16 protein-coding genes are annotated in these 18,165 nt (G+C 41.7%); 15 read left to right on the plus strand and 1 reads right to left on the minus strand.

Annotated elements, in window-relative coordinates:
* The first annotated feature begins 119 nt into the window (after nucleotides 1-119).
* The 15 genes from rlmD (at nucleotide 120) to rpoS (ending at nucleotide 15,335) form a co-directional block, all read left to right on the plus strand.
* Nucleotides 120-1,442, plus strand: a complete 1,323-nt coding sequence (rlmD, locus tag C9J45_RS09405; protein ID WP_107287292.1) for a 23S rRNA (uracil(1939)-C(5))-methyltransferase RlmD — start codon at nucleotides 120-122, stop codon at nucleotides 1,440-1,442.
* 68 nt (nucleotides 1,443-1,510) lie between these two features.
* Entirely contained in the window at nucleotides 1,511-3,745 is a 2,235-nt protein-coding gene (relA, locus tag C9J45_RS09410; RefSeq protein WP_107206629.1) for a GTP diphosphokinase, read from the plus strand.
* Between the two features lie 284 nt (nucleotides 3,746-4,029).
* The gene (locus C9J45_RS09415; protein WP_146144320.1) at nucleotides 4,030-4,338 is read left to right on the plus strand and encodes a hypothetical protein; all 309 of its coding nucleotides are present in this window, start codon (nucleotides 4,030-4,032) and stop codon (nucleotides 4,336-4,338) included.
* A 145-nt stretch (nucleotides 4,339-4,483) separates the two neighbouring features.
* Nucleotides 4,484-4,672 (plus strand): hypothetical protein, encoded by a 189-nt coding sequence (locus C9J45_RS09420; protein WP_107292454.1) that lies wholly within the window; start codon nucleotides 4,484-4,486, stop codon nucleotides 4,670-4,672.
* A gap of 336 nt (nucleotides 4,673-5,008) precedes the next feature.
* Nucleotides 5,009-5,821 carry a nucleoside triphosphate pyrophosphohydrolase gene (gene mazG / locus C9J45_RS09425; protein WP_107292455.1) on the plus strand — a complete coding sequence of 271 codons (813 nt, stop codon included), beginning with the start codon at nucleotides 5,009-5,011 and terminating at the stop codon, nucleotides 5,819-5,821.
* 217 nt (nucleotides 5,822-6,038) lie between these two features.
* Nucleotides 6,039-7,679 (plus strand): CTP synthase, encoded by a 1,641-nt coding sequence (locus C9J45_RS09430; protein ID WP_107292456.1) that lies wholly within the window; start codon nucleotides 6,039-6,041, stop codon nucleotides 7,677-7,679.
* Between the two features lie 80 nt (nucleotides 7,680-7,759).
* Nucleotides 7,760-9,064 carry a phosphopyruvate hydratase gene (gene eno / locus C9J45_RS09435; RefSeq protein WP_005371469.1) on the plus strand — a complete coding sequence of 435 codons (1,305 nt, stop codon included), beginning with the start codon at nucleotides 7,760-7,762 and terminating at the stop codon, nucleotides 9,062-9,064.
* A gap of 339 nt (nucleotides 9,065-9,403) precedes the next feature.
* Nucleotides 9,404-9,682: a cell division protein FtsB gene (gene ftsB, locus C9J45_RS09440; RefSeq protein WP_005371471.1), complete on the plus strand. Its 279-nt coding sequence runs from the start codon at nucleotides 9,404-9,406 to the stop codon at nucleotides 9,680-9,682.
* Between the two features lie 35 nt (nucleotides 9,683-9,717).
* Nucleotides 9,718-10,422, plus strand: coding sequence for a 2-C-methyl-D-erythritol 4-phosphate cytidylyltransferase (ispD, locus tag C9J45_RS09445; RefSeq protein ID WP_107206634.1), 705 nt, complete (start codon nucleotides 9,718-9,720; stop codon nucleotides 10,420-10,422).
* Nucleotides 10,423-10,427: 5 nt separating this feature from the next.
* Complete coding sequence (ispF, locus tag C9J45_RS09450; protein ID WP_107292457.1) at nucleotides 10,428-10,904, plus strand: 2-C-methyl-D-erythritol 2,4-cyclodiphosphate synthase; 477 nt, start codon at nucleotides 10,428-10,430, stop codon at nucleotides 10,902-10,904.
* A gap of 34 nt (nucleotides 10,905-10,938) precedes the next feature.
* Nucleotides 10,939-11,994 (plus strand): tRNA pseudouridine(13) synthase TruD, encoded by a 1,056-nt coding sequence (gene truD / locus C9J45_RS09455; RefSeq protein ID WP_107260270.1) that lies wholly within the window; start codon nucleotides 10,939-10,941, stop codon nucleotides 11,992-11,994.
* Entirely contained in the window at nucleotides 11,972-12,721 is a 750-nt protein-coding gene (gene surE / locus C9J45_RS09460; RefSeq protein ID WP_107206636.1) for a 5'/3'-nucleotidase SurE, read from the plus strand. Before truD ends, surE begins: the two co-directional genes overlap by 23 nt.
* Before the next feature lie 2 nt (nucleotides 12,722-12,723).
* On the plus strand, nucleotides 12,724-13,353 hold the full coding sequence (locus tag C9J45_RS09465) for a protein-L-isoaspartate(D-aspartate) O-methyltransferase (RefSeq protein ID WP_005371478.1): 630 nt from the start codon (nucleotides 12,724-12,726) through the stop codon (nucleotides 13,351-13,353).
* Between the two features lie 21 nt (nucleotides 13,354-13,374).
* Nucleotides 13,375-14,238 (plus strand): peptidoglycan DD-metalloendopeptidase family protein, encoded by an 864-nt coding sequence (locus C9J45_RS09470; RefSeq protein ID WP_107206637.1) that lies wholly within the window; start codon nucleotides 13,375-13,377, stop codon nucleotides 14,236-14,238.
* Nucleotides 14,239-14,321: 83 nt separating this feature from the next.
* Entirely contained in the window at nucleotides 14,322-15,335 is a 1,014-nt protein-coding gene (gene rpoS, locus C9J45_RS09475) for an RNA polymerase sigma factor RpoS (protein WP_107206638.1), read from the plus strand.
* 117 nt (nucleotides 15,336-15,452) lie between these two features.
* On the opposite strand, the gene mutS is transcribed toward rpoS, so the two are convergent.
* The gene (gene mutS / locus C9J45_RS09480) at nucleotides 15,453-18,032 is read right to left on the minus strand and encodes a DNA mismatch repair protein MutS (protein ID WP_107246400.1); all 2,580 of its coding nucleotides are present in this window, start codon (nucleotides 18,030-18,032) and stop codon (nucleotides 15,453-15,455) included.
* Nucleotides 18,033-18,165: the final 133 nt, after the last annotated feature.

The following is an 18,165-nucleotide window of genomic DNA, read 5'->3' on the forward strand; positions in this document are numbered from 1 at the left end:
GTTCTCTTAATTACAAGCAGATAAATCTGTGGGAGAATTGGCTCCCATCAGTAGCACTAGATTAAATAAATCAGTGCTGTTCGACAAATACTCAATGCCTGAACAGTGAGCAAAATTTTATGGCACGCTTTTTTAAGCCTCAAAAACGTAAAACTGATACGAAGCATAAAGAAATAACTATCAGCCGTTTAGATCATATCGGCGCTGGCATCGGCCATTTGAACAACAAACCTGTTTTCATTGATGGTGCATTACCCGATGAAACCGTTGTTGTGCAATTGACGGAAGACAAAAAAAATTATGCCCGAGCTCGCGTGATCAAACGTTTAAAAGACAGTGCTGCGCGTATTAAACCTCATTGTCCAATCTATGACCAGTGTGGCGGTTGTAACTTGCAACATTTATCCCACCAAGGTCAAGTTATCGCCAAACAACAGGCGCTAAGTGAATTGATGGCGAAATTTGCGATCACAGAAAAAGACGATGCCTCACAAGTTGAGCCTATTGTTGGGCAAAGTGAACATTATCGTCGCTGTGCACGTTTTAGTGTCCGTATGCTACCTAATGGCAAAATGGTATTTGGCTTTCGTAAAAAACAGAGTAAAGACATCGTTGATGTGAATGCTTGTCCTGTTTTGGCGACCACACTTAATGATTTGTTACCGCCATTACGTGAACTGTTAAGCAACCTTAAAGGACGTAAACATGTTGGCCATATAGAATTGGTTAATGCAGATAATGGTCGCGTATTGTTAATTCGTCATTTGCAGCCATTCAATGACAACGATCTCGCAGCGATTAAAGCTTTCGCTACTGAACATGCATTGATGCTATTTTTAGCGCCGTCGTCAGATGAGCTTGACCATGTGTTAGGTGAGGAGCCGTACTACGATATTGACGATGTAAGACTGACGTTCTCACCAAAAGATTTTATTCAGGTTAATCGAGACGTAAACGTAAAAATGGTTGAGCAAGCGATAAATTGGCTTGATATTCAGCCGCAGGATAGGGTACTCGATTTATTCTGTGGGCTAGGCAATTTCAGCCTTCCGCTAGCAAGACGAGCGAAAGCGGTAGTCGGCGTGGAAGGTGTTGATGATATGGTCGCGCGAGCGACTGCTAATGCGGCAGCAAATGGTCTAGATAACGCAACATTTTATCAAGCAAATTTGGATGAAGATGTAACGAAACTAGTGTGGGCGCAAGAGCAATTTGATAAGATTTTACTAGACCCAGCACGAGCTGGGGCGGCTGGCGTGATGCAGCATATTGTAAATTTAGCGCCAAGCAAAGTGGTCTATGTATCATGTAACCCAGCAACATTGGCTCGTGATAGTCAAATGTTGTTGCAGCAAGGGTATAAGTTGGCACGTCTTGGTATGATGGATATGTTCCCTCATACAGGGCATTTAGAATCAATGGCGTTGTTTGTTAAAAGCTAATCACCATAAAAAAAATAGCAATGTGATGTAAGACAATCATCGGTATTCAGAGAAAACAGGATAGAAACATGGTCGCAGTTCGCGGTGCGCATTTAAAGGAAAATACCACATTTGAGCTTGTCTCGTGGGTCGAGAGTTTACGTCAAGATGCAAAAGTATCGAGTCGGATAGAAGGAACATATCAGCGTTGTATTGAACTTGCCGCTGAACAAGAAAATGGTCAGTTACTGTTGTGGCGTGGTCGTGAGCTAGTTGAAATCCTTGTCACCTTGAGTATGGATGCTGATACGTTAATTGCAGCCTTGTTATACCCATTAGTGGAAGGCGGTTGTTACAGCACTGATGCGTTAAAAGAAGAATATAGCGGGACGATTTTACATTTAGTTCAAGGTGTTGAACAAATGTGTGCAATCAGTCAGTTAAAATCAACGGCGGAAGAAACTGCGCAAGCTGCGCAGGTGGATAATATTCGTCGTATGTTACTGTCGATGGTTGATGATTTCCGTTGTGTGGTTATTAAATTGGCTGAACGTATCTGTAATTTACGTGAAGTTAAAGATCAGCCAGATGAAGTGCGTCGTGCAGCAGCGCAAGAATGTGCCAACATTTATGCACCATTAGCAAACCGTCTTGGTATTGGTCAGCTTAAATGGGAAATTGAAGATTACGCCTTCCGTTATCAGCATCCTGATACTTACAAACAAATTGCTAAGCAGTTATCTGAGCGTCGTATCGACCGTGAAGGCTACATTACCCATTTTGTTGATGATTTATCTGACGCGATGAAAGCATCAAATATTAAAGCAGAAGTGCAAGGTCGTCCTAAGCATATTTATAGCATTTGGCGCAAAATGCAGAAGAAAAGCTTAGAATTTGATGAGCTTTTTGATGTTCGAGCTGTACGTATTGTTGCTGAAGAGCTACAAGACTGTTACGCCGCACTGGGTGTGGTGCACACTAAATACCGTCACTTACCGAAAGAGTTTGATGACTACGTTGCCAACCCAAAACCTAATGGTTACCAGTCTATCCACACTGTGGTGTTAGGCCCTGAAGGTAAAACGATTGAAATTCAGATCCGTACCAAGCAAATGCATGAAGAATCTGAATTAGGGGTTGCGGCACACTGGAAGTATAAAGAAGGTACAGCATCAGGCGGTGCACAATCGGCTTACGATGAGAAAATCAATTGGCTGCGTAAGCTATTAGCATGGCAAGAAGAAATGTCAGATTCTGGCGAAATGCTGGATGAGCTTCGTAGTCAGGTATTTGATGATCGCGTCTATGCTTTCACTCCTAAAGGGGATGTGGTTGACTTGCCATCGAATGCGACACCGCTTGATTTTGCTTATCATATTCACTCAGAAGTGGGCCACCGTTGTATTGGTGCCAAAGTAGAAGGGCGTATTGTCCCTTTCACTTATCATCTTCAAATGGGCGATCAAGTTGAGATCATCACGCAAAAAGAGCCGAATCCGTCACGAGATTGGTTAAACCCGAACTTAGGGTTTGTGACATCTAGCCGTGCTCGTGCCAAAGTGCATGCGTGGTTCCGTAAGCAAGATCGTGATAAGAATATTATTGCGGGTAAAGAGATCTTAGAAGCTGAGCTGGTAAAAATTCATGCAACATTAAAAGATGCGCAATATTATGCGGCAAAACGTTTTAATGTGAAATCGCCTGAAGAGCTATATGCGGGGATTGGCAGTGGTGATTTACGTATTAATCAGGTGATCAACCATATTAATGCGCTAGTGAATAAACCAACAGCTGAAGAAGAAGATCAGCAGCTTTTAGAAAAGCTATCTGAGGCAAGTAATAAACAAGCCACAAGCCACAAAAAACCGCAACGTGATGCTGTTGTTGTTGAAGGTGTTGATAACCTGATGACTCACCTTGCGCGTTGTTGTCAGCCTATTCCTGGCGATGATATTCAAGGTTTTGTTACACAAGGTCGTGGTATTTCTGTTCACCGTATGGATTGTGAGCAGCTTGAAGAGCTTCGTCATCATGCGCCAGAGCGTATTATTGATACGGTTTGGGGCGGTGGTTTTGTCGGTAACTATACCATTACCGTGCGTGTGACGGCTTCTGAGCGTAATGGCTTATTGAAAGAATTAACCAATACTTTAATGAATGAAAAAGTGAAAGTAGCGGGAATGAAAAGCCGAGTTGATTATAAAAAGCAAATGTCTATCATGGACTTTGAACTTGAATTAACTGATTTAGAAGTGTTGGGACGTGTACTTAAACGCATCGAACAAGTTAAAGATGTTGCCGAGGCTAAACGTTTATACGGTTAATTAACTGATTAAAATATAAATTAAGGGGAGCAATATGCTTCCCTTTTTATTTATTACGACATAATGAATAGTAGTAATTATTAACGCGCACATCTTAAAATGGAATAATTTATTAATTTAATGATCTAAAATAAGACTTGATGTTGACTCATATATAATAGACCGATAGTATTCTATTAACTTTAAAATAAAGACTCTGTATGTATTTATCTCAATTACATAAAATATTATATGCATTATTTATAGCAATATTACTGTTAAGTAGTAGTGTGAATGCTGCGTATATGAGTCAAAATGTTCAAGTCTCTAATGTTGCTAATTTAGCAAGTAATATTAAGAGCGAACTGCAATACCAGCAAACGGCTACTCAACAATCTCACCACTGTAGTTTGCAATGTGAGAATAGTTGTAATGATTGTTCACAGTGCTCATGTTGTCGAGTACTGCCTCGTACTGGCAGTAATCCATTTCATCTACTCTCTTTTCCTCCGCTTATTATCACTCGTGTCAGTAAGCTGTTACCGATTGAATATCTTCAAGAGTCGCTTGTTCTTGCCGTTATAAAATCAATTTATCGCCCTCCTATTGCCTAATAGTTTGCTTATTTCTGGATCTAAATTGGATTCAAAGTAAGTGTTAATTTCACAAATTAATTATCCCATCTTAATTATATAGATGAGTGATGGTTGTTATTAATTAATGATGTTGCTTTATAAATAAAGCGGCAAGAGAACTATTATGAAAAATTTACTATTAAAATTATTACCTAAAAATAGTATTACGAGTGTTTTATTACTGATTTCAATGTTTCTTATTCCTGATAATAATTTTATCAATGTACCTAGTGATGACATCAAACAATTGCTGTTTTTTATTCTTTGCCTGCAGGGAATGAAAGTGGGTGCAGATAAAGTAACGTTTAAATAATTAACGGGGGTATTATGAAGTCGAATGTATTAAGCATGATTAGAGAAAAAAGTCTTACAATAGTACTGTTATTGTTAATGTCATTTCTGTTGCCAAACTATGCGTTAGCAGAGTCTTATAGCGTAGATTCTTCTAATCACACGTGCTCTCATCACTCTGATTGCCAACACCATGATTCACATCACCAAGGGTGTAGACACCATCGCCATGAGTCACATCAACATCGATGATTGATCGTTGCTATGAATTTCTAAATTAGTTTTCTAGTATTAACTATCGAAGTTTTGGCGCTTTTAAAGTTAGAAGCTTAAAGCGCCATTTTAAAGAGTTGGTGGTATGGATAATAAACAGGCGTCTCAAATGGAACAATTATTAGCAATTATGTCTCAGTTGCGAGACCCACATCGTGGTTGTCCGTGGGATTTGAAACAAAACTTTGATTCAATCGTTCCCTATACCCTTGAAGAAGCCTATGAAGTGGCTGATGCCATCGAGCAGAAAAACTGGAACGATGTAAAAGAAGAATTAGGTGATTTATTGTTCCAAGTTGTTTTTTATAGTCAGATGGCCAAAGAACAAGGGTTGTTTGAATTTGACGATGTAGTGGCAGGCATAAGTGAAAAGCTGGTCCGTCGCCATCCCCATGTTTTTAGTGATGCTGATTTTGATGATGAAGCAGCCGTTCAACAAAACTGGGAAGCCGAAAAAGCCAAAGAGCGCGCAGCTAAAGAGCAAGATGAGAGCTTGCTTGCCAATATTCCTAACACATTACCGGCATTAATGCGTGCTGATAAAATTCAAAAACGCTGCGCGAATGTTGGTTTTGATTGGGATGAATTAGCACCAGTGGTTGATAAGGTAAAAGAAGAGCTTGATGAAGTGATGGACGAAGTGATTCAAGCGGTGCCAGAACAACAACGAATAGAAGAAGAGCTCGGTGATCTACTATTTTCAGTGGTGAATTTAAGTCGTCATTTAAAAGTAAAACCAGAGATGGCATTACAAAAAGCCAATAAAAAATTTGAAAAGCGTTTTCGCCAAGTGGAAGAAAGTGTGCTAGAACAAGGAAAGATCATTAGTCAGTGTTCATTAACTGAGCTAGATGAAGCATGGAATCGTGTTAAAGAGAAAGAAAGTAAAAACCAGTAATTAAAAATTCAGCATGATTTTTAAATGCATTATACCATTATGGTATTGTTCTGCTTGTTAAAGCTTGATATTTCAGTTCATAACGCTTACTTGATGTGAAGCAAAAAAAATCAAATGGCGGTGTGATAGTTTTCACGTTGTGGCGATAAATGGTGTCTGGTATACTAATTTCCCGTCCAGATACATTTATCCTCTACACCAATCTTCCAGGTTAAACATGACTACGAATTACATTTTTGTTACGGGCGGAGTAGTTTCCTCTCTAGGTAAAGGCATTGCTGCTGCATCACTTGCAGCGATTTTAGAAGCACGTGGTCTTAACGTGACTATGATGAAGCTTGACCCTTACATCAACGTTGATCCAGGCACAATGAGCCCAATTCAACACGGCGAAGTATTCGTTACGGAAGACGGTGCAGAGACTGACCTAGACTTAGGTCACTACGAGCGTTTCATTCGTACCAAGATGACTAAGCGTAATAACTTTACAGCTGGTCGCGTGTACGCAGACGTATTACGCAAAGAGCGTCGTGGTGATTACTTAGGTGCAACGATTCAGGTAATTCCTCATATCACGAATGAAATCAAATCTCGCGTGTTAGCGGGTGCTGAAGGTCATGATGTAGCAATCGTTGAAGTAGGCGGTACTGTGGGTGATATTGAATCACTCCCATTTATGGAAGCTATTCGTCAATTAGCCGTAGAGCAAGGTCGTGAAAACACCATGTTCATGCACTTGACACTTGTTCCTTACCTAGCAGCGGCTGGCGAAGTGAAAACTAAGCCAACTCAGCACTCAGTAAAAGAACTTCTTTCTATTGGTATTCAGCCAGACATCTTAGTGTGTCGTTCTGATCGTATGATCCCTGCCAATGAGCGTGCAAAAATTGCCCTGTTCTGTAACGTGCAGGAAAAAGCTGTTATCTCAATGAAAGATGTAGATTCAATCTACAAAATCCCACAATTAATTAAGGCTCAAGGTCTTGATGATTTAGTGTGTAAGCGCTTTGGTATTACAGCACCAGAAGCTGATCTTTCTGAGTGGGAACAAGTTATTTATGAAGAAGCGAACCCTACCTCTGAAGTCGTTATTGGTATGGTTGGTAAGTACATTGAACTGCCAGACGCATATAAGTCAGTTAACGAAGCACTTAAACACGCGGGCCTGAAAAATCGTCTATCAGTAAAAATCAAATACATCGATTCTCAAGATGTTGAGTCAAAAGGTACAGAAGTACTGGCTGGCCTTGATGCAATCTTGGTTCCAGGTGGTTTTGGTAGCCGTGGTGTTGAAGGTAAGATCCTTACTGCTCAATACGCACGTGAAAATAATATTCCATACCTAGGTATTTGTTTAGGTATGCAGGTAGCATTAATCGAGTTTGCTCGAAATGTAGCCAAAATGTCTGATGCGCATTCAACTGAATTTAATGCTGAAACTAAATATCCAGTCGTTGGTCTTATTACTGAGTGGATTGATAGTGAAGGTAAAGTTGAAGAGCGTACTGAGAAATCAGATCTAGGCGGTACAATGCGCCTTGGCTCTCAGCTATGTCATCTACAAGATGGTTCTAAAGCGCGTACGTTATACGGTCAGCCAACGATCCATGAGCGTCACCGTCACCGTTACGAAGTAAACAACACGTTACTACCTAAGCTTGAAAAAGCAGGTCTAAAAGTATCTGGTTTGTCTGCTGACAAGAAACTTGTTGAAATTATTGAAGTTCCGAATCACCCTTGGTTCGTAGCTGCACAGTTCCACCCTGAGTTCACATCGACACCTCGTGATGGGCACCCATTGTTTGAAGGTTTTGTAAAAGCGGCGGGTGCATACCACCGTGGTGAGCTTAACCAGTAAGGATTACTGATAGCTGTAGTTGTTATGGCTACAGCTATTTTTTTAGCTTTTAATTTGAAGATAAAGCAAGAGGAAACACAATGTCTAAGATCGTTAAAGTTCTAGCTCGTGAAATCATTGACTCACGTGGTAACCCAACAATTGAAGCTGAAGTTCACCTAGAAGGTGGTTTCGTAGGTATGGCTGCTGCGCCATCTGGTGCTTCAACTGGTTCTCGTGAAGCTCTAGAGCTTCGTGATGGTGATAAATCTCGTTTCCTAGGCAAAGGCGTTCTGAAAGCTGTTGCTGCTGCAAATGGTCCAATCGCTGAAGCACTAATCGGCCAAGATGCAAAAGACCAAGCTGCAATCGACCAAGTTATGATCGACCTTGACGGTACTGAAAACAAATCAAACTTCGGTGCTAACGCAATCCTAGCTGTATCACTAGCTAACGCAAAAGCAGCTGCGGCATCTAAAGGCATGCCTTTATTCGAGCACATTGCAGAGCTAAACGGTACTGCTGGTCAGTTCTCTATGCCTCTACCTATGATGAACATCATCAACGGTGGTGAGCACGCAGATAACACTGTTGATATTCAAGAGTTCATGATTCAGCCAGTAGGTGCTAAGACACTTCGTGAAGCTGTACGTATGGGTTCTGAAGTATTCCACAGCCTAGCTAAAGTTCTTAAGTCTAAGGGCATGAGCACAGCGGTAGGTGACGAAGGTGGTTTCGCACCAAACCTAGAGTCAAACGAAGCTGCTCTTAAAGCAATTAAAGAAGCTGTTGAAGCTGCAGGTTACGAGCTAGGTACTGATATTACTCTAGCAATGGACTGTGCTGCATCTGAGTTCTACAACAAAGAGCAAGGCATCTACGATCTTAAAGGTGAAGGTAAGCAATTCACTTCAGAAGAGTTCAACTACTTCCTTAAAGATCTAACTGAGAAGTTCCCAGCGATCGTTTCTATCGAAGATGGTCTAGACGAATCAGATTGGGCTGGCTTCAAGCACCAAACTGAACTACTAGGTGACAAAATTCAACTAGTAGGTGACGATCTATTCGTTACAAACACTAAGATTTTCGCGGAAGGTATTGAGAAAGGTATCACTAACTCAATCCTAATCAAGCTTAACCAAATCGGTTCTCTAACTGAAACTCTAGCTGCTATTAAGATGGCTAAAGACGCTGGTTACACTGCTGTTATCTCTCACCGTTCAGGCGAGACAGAAGACGCAACTATCGCTGATCTAGCGGTAGGTACTGCTGCAGGTCAAATCAAAACGGGTTCTATGAGCCGTTCTGACCGTGTTGCTAAGTACAACCAACTTATCCGTATCGAAGAAGCACTAGGTGAGCGTGCTCCTTTCAACGGTCTTAAAGAAGTTAAAGGCCAAGCTTAATTTTTTATTAAGCGATGATTGAGTTTACTCAATTTGGTAAATAAAACCGCCTTGCAAGAGGCGGTTTTTTTATCGCTAAAATAAAAAACGCATCACTAAGCGGCATCAATATTTATGCAGGAATCAATGCTTATTTTGTATTGTTGTCATGAATGCTGTTTTTATTTTCAACAAAAAGAAGGGCTAAGTAAGGGAGATGTAAAGTCTCATGGCATAATAGTAGTCACCATTGACTGATTATGGGATTATTGCTGACTCGCAAAATGTATTCCAATTATTTAGGTTTATTCAATAATCGGAATGCAGCTTGCTGTTTAAAATTATGTCGCAGGGAGAAGTATGCGCCTGTTTATTATTGTATTATTGGTTCTTATCGCTTGGCTACAATATGATTTCTGGTATGGCAAAAACGGTATGAAAGAATTTACCGCTGTCACAGAGAGCGTAAGCTTACAACAAGCCGCTAATGCCGAATTACATCAGCGTAATCAGCAAATGTATGCGGAGATCAAAGATCTTCATGGCGGCAAAGAAGCTGTGGAAGAGCGTGCACGTACCGATCTTGGTTTGGTAAAACCAGGGGAAACATTTATTCGTGTTGTTAGTGATAGTAACTAATTACATATTTTAGTTAAGTGATGAGATAACCTTTCATGATCGATAAATGCATTGCTATTGTACCTGCTGCAGGGATTGGTAGCCGAATGGCCGCTGATCGTCCTAAGCAATATTTAACGATTGCTGGTAAAACTATTCTAGAACATTCGGTTGAGCGGTTATTAAGCTTGCCTGAAGTCCAACATGTTGTGGTTGCGGTGAGTAGGAACGATCCTTACTTTTCAACGTTACCATTAGCGAGCGATCCTCGCATCACTGTGGTTGATGGTGGTAATGAGCGTGTGGATTCGGTATTTTCAGGCTTAGCTGCAATCAATGATGATAACGCTTGGGTGATGGTACATGATGCCGCTCGCCCTTGTGTACGTATCGAAGATCTTCGTCAATTAATGGCTGCGGCTGAAACGTCTGAATATGGTGCAATCCTTGCCACGCCAGTACGCGATACCATGAAACGCAGTACTGTTAATTCAAATACACGAGCAGTGATTGATCACACCGTTGACCGTGAGCAACTATGGCATGCATTAACACCTCAAATGTTTCGTGTCGGTCAGCTACGTGATGCGTTAACGACCGCTTTAGCAAAAAAGGCGGTGATCACTGATGAAGCCTCTGCGCTTGAATTTTGTGGTTTTTCCCCCGTGTTGGTGAAAGGGCGTGCGGATAATCTAAAAGTAACCCAACCTGAAGATTTAGCTTTAGCTGAGTTCTACCTACGACAATTATTAAAGGAATAACCATAATGCGAATTGGTCATGGTTTTGATGTTCATAAATTTGGTGGTGAAGGCCCGGTAATTATTGGTGGGGTAGCGATCCCTTATGAGCAAGGTCTGATCGCTCATTCTGATGGTGATGTTGCACTACACGCGGTATGTGATGCATTACTTGGCGCAATAGGCGCAGGGGATATTGGTCGTCATTTTCCCGATACAGATGCGGAATGGGCTGGTGCTGATAGCCGATCTTTATTACGTGATGTCTACAGTAAAGTTAAAGCACAAGGTTACAGACTTGGTAATGTAGACGTTACTATTATTGCACAAGCGCCAAAAATGGCGCCGTATATTGATGCGATGTGTCAAGCGATTGCAGACGATCTGGAAACAGATATCACCAATGTAAATGTTAAAGCAACGACCTCTGAACGTTTAGGTTTTACTGGACGTAAAGAAGGCATTGCTTGTGAAGCGGTTGTTTTAATTAAAAAGGTATCTTGAGCTTATGTCTCACTCCAACACTGCAGAAAATATAATGGATTGTTTTAATTGGCTACATGCAAAGCCAATCTGTCACGGACGTCTTAAAGCCAGTCCTCAGGACTTCATCGTTAATGAAGAACTTGGTTTTAAATTTAGCGGTACAGGCGAGCACCTGATGGTGAAAATTCGCAAAGTCGGTGAAAACACCAAATATGTAGTGAATGAGTTAGCTAAAGCATGTGGTGTTAAATCACGTGATGTTAGCTGGGCTGGGTTGAAAGATCGCCATGCAATCACTGAGCAATGGTTAAGCGTTCACTTACCGGGTAAAGCTGATCCTGATTTAAGCCAATTTGAAGCTGAACATCCAGGTGTCGAAATTCTTGAAGTGACACGCCATGATAAAAAATTACGCCCAGGTGATTTAGCGGGGAACTGGTTCCAATTACGCCTTACTGATCTAGATAACCTTAATGCATTAACTGAGCGTCTGGAAATGATCAAAGCACAAGGTGTTGCAAACTATTTTGGTGAGCAGCGTTTTGGTCATGGTGGTAATAACGTGGTTAAAGCACGTGCTTGGGGCAATGATGAATTCCGTGTACGTGATAAGAGTAAGCGAAGTTTTTACTTATCAGCAGCACGTTCTTGGATGTTTAACCAAGTATTATCAAAGCGAATTGAGCAAGGTTTAACCTCAACCATTATGGCAGGCGATTGCTTACAAATGGCAGGCGATGAGCGCACGTTTGTTGCTGATGTGGTAACTGATGGACTCCAACAGCAAGTCAATAGTGGCGAGGTAGCTATTACCGGTCCGTTGCTTGGTGATAATGCTCTGCCAACTCAAGCTGAAGCACAAGCATTTGAGTTAGCAATTGTTGAACAAGAACCTGCATTGGTTAAGCTTGTTCGAGATAACCGAATGCGTCATGATCGTCGCGCATTATTATTAATGCCTAATAATATGCAATGGCATTTTGAAGACAAAGATTTGATTGTTTCATTTGCTCTGCCTGCTGGTAGTTTTGCCACCTCGGTAGTGCGTGAGTTAATCATGCCACTTAACTCTGAGGTTGTGAATGATGAGAATATTGATCAGCAATGATGATGGCATTTTTGCCGAAGGCATCAATACACTTGCAAAAGAATTAAGCCAACTGGCCGATGTAATTGTGGTTGCACCCGATCGAAATCGATCGGGTGCTTCAAATTCATTGACCTTAGATTATCCACTGCGTATTCGACAAGAAGCTGAAAACCGTATTTCAGTACAAGGAACGCCAACTGATTGTGTGCATTTTGCACTGAATGAATGGTTGGATGAACGTCCCGATATTGTCGTTGCAGGGATCAATCATGGCGCTAATTTAGGTGATGACGTGCTGTATTCCGGTACTGTGGCAGCGGCAACAGAAGGGCACTTTCTAGGTGTTCCTGCTATTGCAGTATCACTTGTTGGTAATACACACTTTATAACGGCAGCAAAGGTTGTGAAACAAGTGATTGAACAGCTATCTAAGCAGCCATTACCCAGCAACAATATATTAAATATTAATGTGCCTGATGTACCTTTTGAGCAACTTAAAGCTTGGCAAGTCACTCGTCTTGGGGCAAGACATCGTGCTGAAAATATGATCAAAGAGCATGACCCAAGAGGCCAACCACTATATTGGTTAGGCCCTCCTGGTCAATGCCAAGATGCTGGTATTGGTACTGACTTTTATGCGATAGAGCAAGGAGCGGTATCAATCACGCCTCTACAAGTCGATTTAACCGCGCATGATGCCATGGTTGGAATTGAGGGCTGGATGAAAAATGTGGAGATCCAGTAGTCATGCGGTATCAAAATCAAGTAGATAGCTTGATAACATTTTTAAACAATAAAGGGATAAGTAATCAACGTGTTCTCAATGCGATTGCAACAGTGCCTCGAGAGCGTTTTATTGATGAAGCTTTTTCCTATCAGGCATACGAAAACAATGCGTTACCCATAGGTAGCGGACAAACGATTTCTCAGCCTTATATTGTAGCAAGGATGACAGAGTTACTAGGGTTAACCTATCAATCCTCTGTATTAGAGATTGGTACTGGCTCTGGATATCAAACCGCCGTATTAGCACAGCTGGTTGAGCATGTTTATTCGGTTGAACGAATTAAAGCGTTGCAGTGGCAGGCCAAACGACGTTTCAAGCAGTTAGAGTTACATAATATATCAACCAAACATGGCGATGGCTGGCAAGGATGGGCAAGCAAAGGTCCCTTTGATGCGATTATCGTGACAGCTGCAGCAAGTGAGATCCCCCAGAGCTTACTTGCGCAACTTGTTGATGGTGGACGATTAATTTTACCTGTTGGTTGTCAACAGCAAGAATTGAAATTGATTGTTCGAAATGGCGAAGCATTTTGCGAAACCGTGATTGAACCCGTAAGATTTGTGCCTTTATTGGCTGGAGATTTGGCTTAAACCATGAATACAGAGTGTATGATGAAAAAAATAATTCAACCTTCCTTGTTAGCGGTGACGAGTATGATCCTGCTATCAGCTTGTAGTAGTCATACACCAGCACCGGTTGCCAATCTCAGCAAAGATTACTCACAATTAGAGCGTGGTAGTTTTAAAGGAAATTCATACACGGTAAAGAAAGGAGATACGTTATATTTTATTTCCTATGTTACGGGGCAAAATGTAAAAGATATTGTGAAAATCAATAATCTATCAGAGCCTTATATTATCTATCCAGGCCAGCGTTTAGTGCTCTCTAGTGGAAGTAATAGTTCATCATATAGTTCTTCAACGCCTCCTGTTGTGGTCAAGCCTCCTGTTGTAAATACCACTCCAACAACACCGAAAAAGCCAGTTGTTAAACAACCAGAGCAAAAAACAACCAATAAAACGGTTGCACAGCCAAAACCAAAAGAGTACTCTGAAAACTCAAAAGTTAACAAACCTGTAACAACTAAGCCAAGTACAAGTTCAGCAACATCTAAATGGGCTTGGCCTGTAAAAGGGAAAATTATTGCTGGTTTTTCTAATTCAGATAACGGCAATAGAGGTATTGATATTGCAGGTACGCGAGGAGAAGCTATTAAGGCGACTGCCGCAGGTCTTGTTGTATATGCTGGTGATGCGCTACCGGGTTACGGTAATTTAGTCATTATTAAGCATGGTGAAGACTACTTAAGTGCTTATGCACACAACGACAAAATTTTCGTAAAAGAACAACAACAAGTAAAAGCTGGGCAAAAGATAGCTTCCATGGGAAGCACTGGGGCTAGCAGTGTAAGGCTACACTTTGAAATTCGCTATAAGGGTAAATCCGTCGATCCGATGCGTTATTTACCGAAGTAAAAAGTGAAAGATCAATGATGCAGTAATAAGAGATGACATGATGAAGTTGTAATGTCTTGCTAACTCGCCATCTGGGAGGCGCTATGAGTAGAAGCAGCACAGCCACAAACCTTGATTCATTCACTTTAGACGAAGAACTGGATATTGATGTACCAGCACCTACGTCTGCTGATGATAGTTCTGAAACTACCGCAGCATCACCTGTAACCGATGATACAGATGATGCTGAACTTGCCAAATATGAGTCCACTCAAAAAGCACTGGATGCAACTCAACTCTATCTCGGTGAAATTGGCTATTCGCCCTTACTTACCGCAGAAGAAGAAGTATTGTATGCACGACGCGCATTAAGAGGCGATGAAGTCGCCCGTAAACGTATGATTGAAAGTAATCTTCGTTTAGTGGTTAAAATATCACGCCGTTATAGTAACCGAGGACTTGCGTTACTCGACTTAGTCGAAGAAGGTAATTTAGGCCTGATCCGCGCGGTTGAGAAGTTTGATCCCGAGCGTGGATTCCGTTTTTCTACCTATGCCACATGGTGGATCCGTCAAACGATTGAACGGGCTATCATGAATCAAACCCGTACTATTCGGCTGCCAATCCATGTCGTTAAAGAGCTCAATGTCTATTTACGTACAGCACGTGAATTAGCACAAAAGCTGGATCATGAGCCAACAGCAGAAGATATCGCTCAACAACTGGAAAAACCGGTTGATGATGTGAACCGTATGCTGCGCTTAAATGAGCGTGTGAGCTCGGTCGATAATCCGATCGGTGGGGATTCTGAAAAAGCACTGCTTGATATTATTCCTGATGAGAAAGGTGGCAGTCCTGAATCATCAACCCAAGACGATGATATAAAAAACTCGATTGTTCACTGGTTACAAGAACTTAATCCTAAACAACGTGAAGTGTTAGCGCGTCGATTTGGCCTATTAGGTTATGAAGCCTCAACATTAGAAGATGTGGGACGAGAAATTGGTTTAACCCGTGAACGAGTACGTCAAATTCAAGTTGAAGGCTTACGACGTTTGCGTGATATGTTGACTCATCAAGGGTTAAATATCGAATCACTATTTAATCAAGAAGTTTAGATTCAATATGGCTTTAACAATTATTTAAATCACTTTTTAAGAGTCAATAATGAATTTAAAGTAATAAAAAAGGACGCTTCAGCGTCCTTTTTTGTATCTGATTTTAATGATGTTTAATTAAAGCAGCGCTTTTAAACGATAGAGCTCATCAAGTGCTTGACGTGGTGTTAACTCATCAGGATTAACGTTTGCTAAAGCTTCTTCTACTTCACTCGGCTCTGGGATCAAACTTAATTGATGCTCTTCTTTAGGTGCGCCCGTTGTGATCTCGCTAGGTTGCAGAGCTTGTTGGTGACCTGATGCCTCCAATTGCTGTAGTTTTATCTTAGCGCGTTTAATCACCGTCTTAGGCACCCCAGCTAAGCTCGCTACCGCTAAACCATAAGACTTGCTTGCGGCACCTTCTTGTACAGCATGCATAAAGGCGATTTCATCACCATGCTCAACGGCATCAAGGTGAACGTTAGCTAGCCCTGTTAACAGTGATGGCAGCTCAGTTAATTCAAAGTAATGAGTCGCAAAAAGTGTCATGGCTGAAATTTTATCCGCGAGCCATTCCGCACTTGCCCATGCCAGCGATAAGCCGTCATAAGTACTAGTACCACGACCAATTTCATCCATTAAGACTAAACTTTGCTTGGTCGCATTGTGAAGAATATTAGCCGTCTCTGTCATTTCAACCATGAAAGTTGAGCGACCAGATGCTAAGTCATCAGAGGCACCAATACGGGTAAAGATGCGATCTAATGGACCAATTTTTACCGCTTCAGCTGGGACAAAAGAGCCAACATGTGCCATTAACGCAATTAATGCGGTTTGGCGCATATAGGTTGATTTTCCCCCCATATTAGGACCCGTGATGATTAACATACGACGGTCTTGATGAAGCGAAATAGGGTTGGCAATGAACGGTTCACTTAGCACATGTTCAACGACAGGGTGACGACCTGCTGTGATTTCGATGCCTGTTTCTGTCATTAATTCAGGACGACAGTAATTAAGACTATCAGCACGTTCAGCAAGGTTGGTTAATACATCAAGCTCTGATAATGCACTTGCTGCATTTTGCAGTTGTTCAAGGTGAGGCAATAGCTTATCAAACAGCTCTTCCCATAATTTCTTCTCAAGAGCGAGTGCTTTTGATTTAGAGTTTAAGACTTTATCTTCATGCTCTTTAAGCTCAGGGATGATGTAACGTTCTGCGTTTTTCAGTGTTTGGCGACGAACATAATGACTTGGTACTAAGTGACTTTGACCACGGCTTACTTGAATAAAGAAACCGTGTACTTGGTTGAAGCCCACTTTTAGGCTGTCGATGTCGTGACGTTCGCGTTCACTGGCTTCTAATTCTTCTAAGAATTTAGTTGCGCCATCTGCTAAATCACGCCACTCATCAAGTTCTGCGTTATAACCCGGTGCAAGAACGCCACCATCACGAATGATAACCGGTGGATTTTCAATAATGGCATGCTCAAGTAATTCACATAGCTCGTCCATCGGCGCTGCGTGAGTGGCTAAGTCGTTAATGCGTGTTTGGGGTATTTCCGCTAATAATTCAGCAAGTTCTGGTAGATACTGCATTGCTGTTCGCATGCGTGCTAAATCGCGTGGACGTGCTGAACGTAATGCAAGACGCGCAAGAATACGTTCTAAGTCACCCATGTGACGCAAGACGCCCGATACATCGACAAACATGCCGCTATTTTTAAATGCTTCAATGGCATCTAGGCGACCATTTAATTGTTTTTGATCGCGAATAGGTTGGTGAAGCCAGCGTTTTAATAAACGACTCCCCATCGGCGTTGCGGTTTGATCGAGGACGGCAGCTAGTGTGTTATCGTAGCCACCGGCAAGGTTTTGCGTTAACTCTAAATTGCGACGTGTCGCAGCATCTAAGATAACCGCATGATCTTTAGTATCTAAAGTGATCGCACGAATATGTGGTAATGCCGTACGTTGGGTGTCTTTGACATATTGCATTAAACAGCCAGCCGCACATAGCCCTAACTCCGCATTCTCAACCCCAAAGCCGATTAAATCACGGGTACCAAATTGCAGAGTGAGTTGCTGGCGCGCGGTATCTAATTCAAACTCCCAAATAGGGCGACGACGTTTGCCTTTAAACGGTTCTACTAAATGTAGGTAGGTAAAATCTTCAGGATAAAGTAGTTCAGCAGGACTAGTACGTTGTAATTCAGCCTGCATTTCTTCTTCGCTGTTTGGCTCTGTGAGCATGAAGCGACCAGAGGTGATATCTAATGTTGCGTAGCCAAATTTATTATTTGCAGTATAGATAGCGGCAATTAAGTTATCACGTCGCTCGTTGAGTAACGCCTCATCACTGACCGTACCTGGCGTGACGATACGTACGACTTTACGTTCAACAGGGCCTTTACTGGTAGCCGGATCACCAATTTGCTCACAAATCGCAACAGATACACCTTGCTGAACCAATTTAGCTAAATAACCTTCAACCGCATGGTAAGGCACACCGGCCATCGGAATAGGCTCGCCATTGGTTGAGCCACGTTTGGTTAGCGAAATATCAAGCAGTTGAGAGGCACGTTTCGCATCATCAAAAAACATTTCATAGAAATCACCCATGCGATAGAACAATAATATATCAGGGTTCTCAGCTTTGATTCTTAAGAACTGCTGCATCATAGGTGTATGTTTTTCTAAGCCTTTTATCGTCACGATATTGCCTACTCTTGCTTGAACGTGGTCATGCCGACATAACAGCATGACCCATGAATATTTGATCGCTAAGGATACGTGAATCTGGCTATAGGGCAAAGTAGCGAAATACGTTTTTTTAGATATTTGCATT

The sequence above is a fragment of the Photobacterium sp. GB-1 genome, assembly GCF_003026165.1.
Lineage (GTDB): Bacteria > Pseudomonadota > Gammaproteobacteria > Enterobacterales > Vibrionaceae > Photobacterium.

What these genes read in the sequence shown, in the direction of transcription:
- rlmD (WP_107287292.1), top strand. Translation starts at nt 120, where the DNA reads ATGGCACGCTTTTTTAAGCCTCAAAAACGTAAAACTGATACGAAGCAT.
- relA (WP_107206629.1), top strand. Translation starts at nt 1,511, where the DNA reads ATGGTCGCAGTTCGCGGTGCGCATTTAAAGGAAAATACCACATTTGAG.
- C9J45_RS09415 (WP_146144320.1), top strand. Translation starts at nt 4,030, where the DNA reads ATGAGTCAAAATGTTCAAGTCTCTAATGTTGCTAATTTAGCAAGTAAT.
- C9J45_RS09420 (WP_107292454.1), top strand. Translation starts at nt 4,484, where the DNA reads ATGAAAAATTTACTATTAAAATTATTACCTAAAAATAGTATTACGAGT.
- mazG (WP_107292455.1), top strand. Translation starts at nt 5,009, where the DNA reads ATGGATAATAAACAGGCGTCTCAAATGGAACAATTATTAGCAATTATG.
- C9J45_RS09430 (WP_107292456.1), top strand. Translation starts at nt 6,039, where the DNA reads ATGACTACGAATTACATTTTTGTTACGGGCGGAGTAGTTTCCTCTCTA.
- eno (WP_005371469.1), top strand. Translation starts at nt 7,760, where the DNA reads ATGTCTAAGATCGTTAAAGTTCTAGCTCGTGAAATCATTGACTCACGT.
- ftsB (WP_005371471.1), top strand. Translation starts at nt 9,404, where the DNA reads ATGCGCCTGTTTATTATTGTATTATTGGTTCTTATCGCTTGGCTACAA.
- ispD (WP_107206634.1), top strand. Translation starts at nt 9,718, where the DNA reads ATGATCGATAAATGCATTGCTATTGTACCTGCTGCAGGGATTGGTAGC.
- ispF (WP_107292457.1), top strand. Translation starts at nt 10,428, where the DNA reads ATGCGAATTGGTCATGGTTTTGATGTTCATAAATTTGGTGGTGAAGGC.
- truD (WP_107260270.1), top strand. Translation starts at nt 10,939, where the DNA reads ATGGATTGTTTTAATTGGCTACATGCAAAGCCAATCTGTCACGGACGT.
- surE (WP_107206636.1), top strand. Translation starts at nt 11,972, where the DNA reads ATGAGAATATTGATCAGCAATGATGATGGCATTTTTGCCGAAGGCATC.
- C9J45_RS09465 (WP_005371478.1), top strand. Translation starts at nt 12,724, where the DNA reads ATGCGGTATCAAAATCAAGTAGATAGCTTGATAACATTTTTAAACAAT.
- C9J45_RS09470 (WP_107206637.1), top strand. Translation starts at nt 13,375, where the DNA reads ATGAAAAAAATAATTCAACCTTCCTTGTTAGCGGTGACGAGTATGATC.
- rpoS (WP_107206638.1), top strand. Translation starts at nt 14,322, where the DNA reads ATGAGTAGAAGCAGCACAGCCACAAACCTTGATTCATTCACTTTAGAC.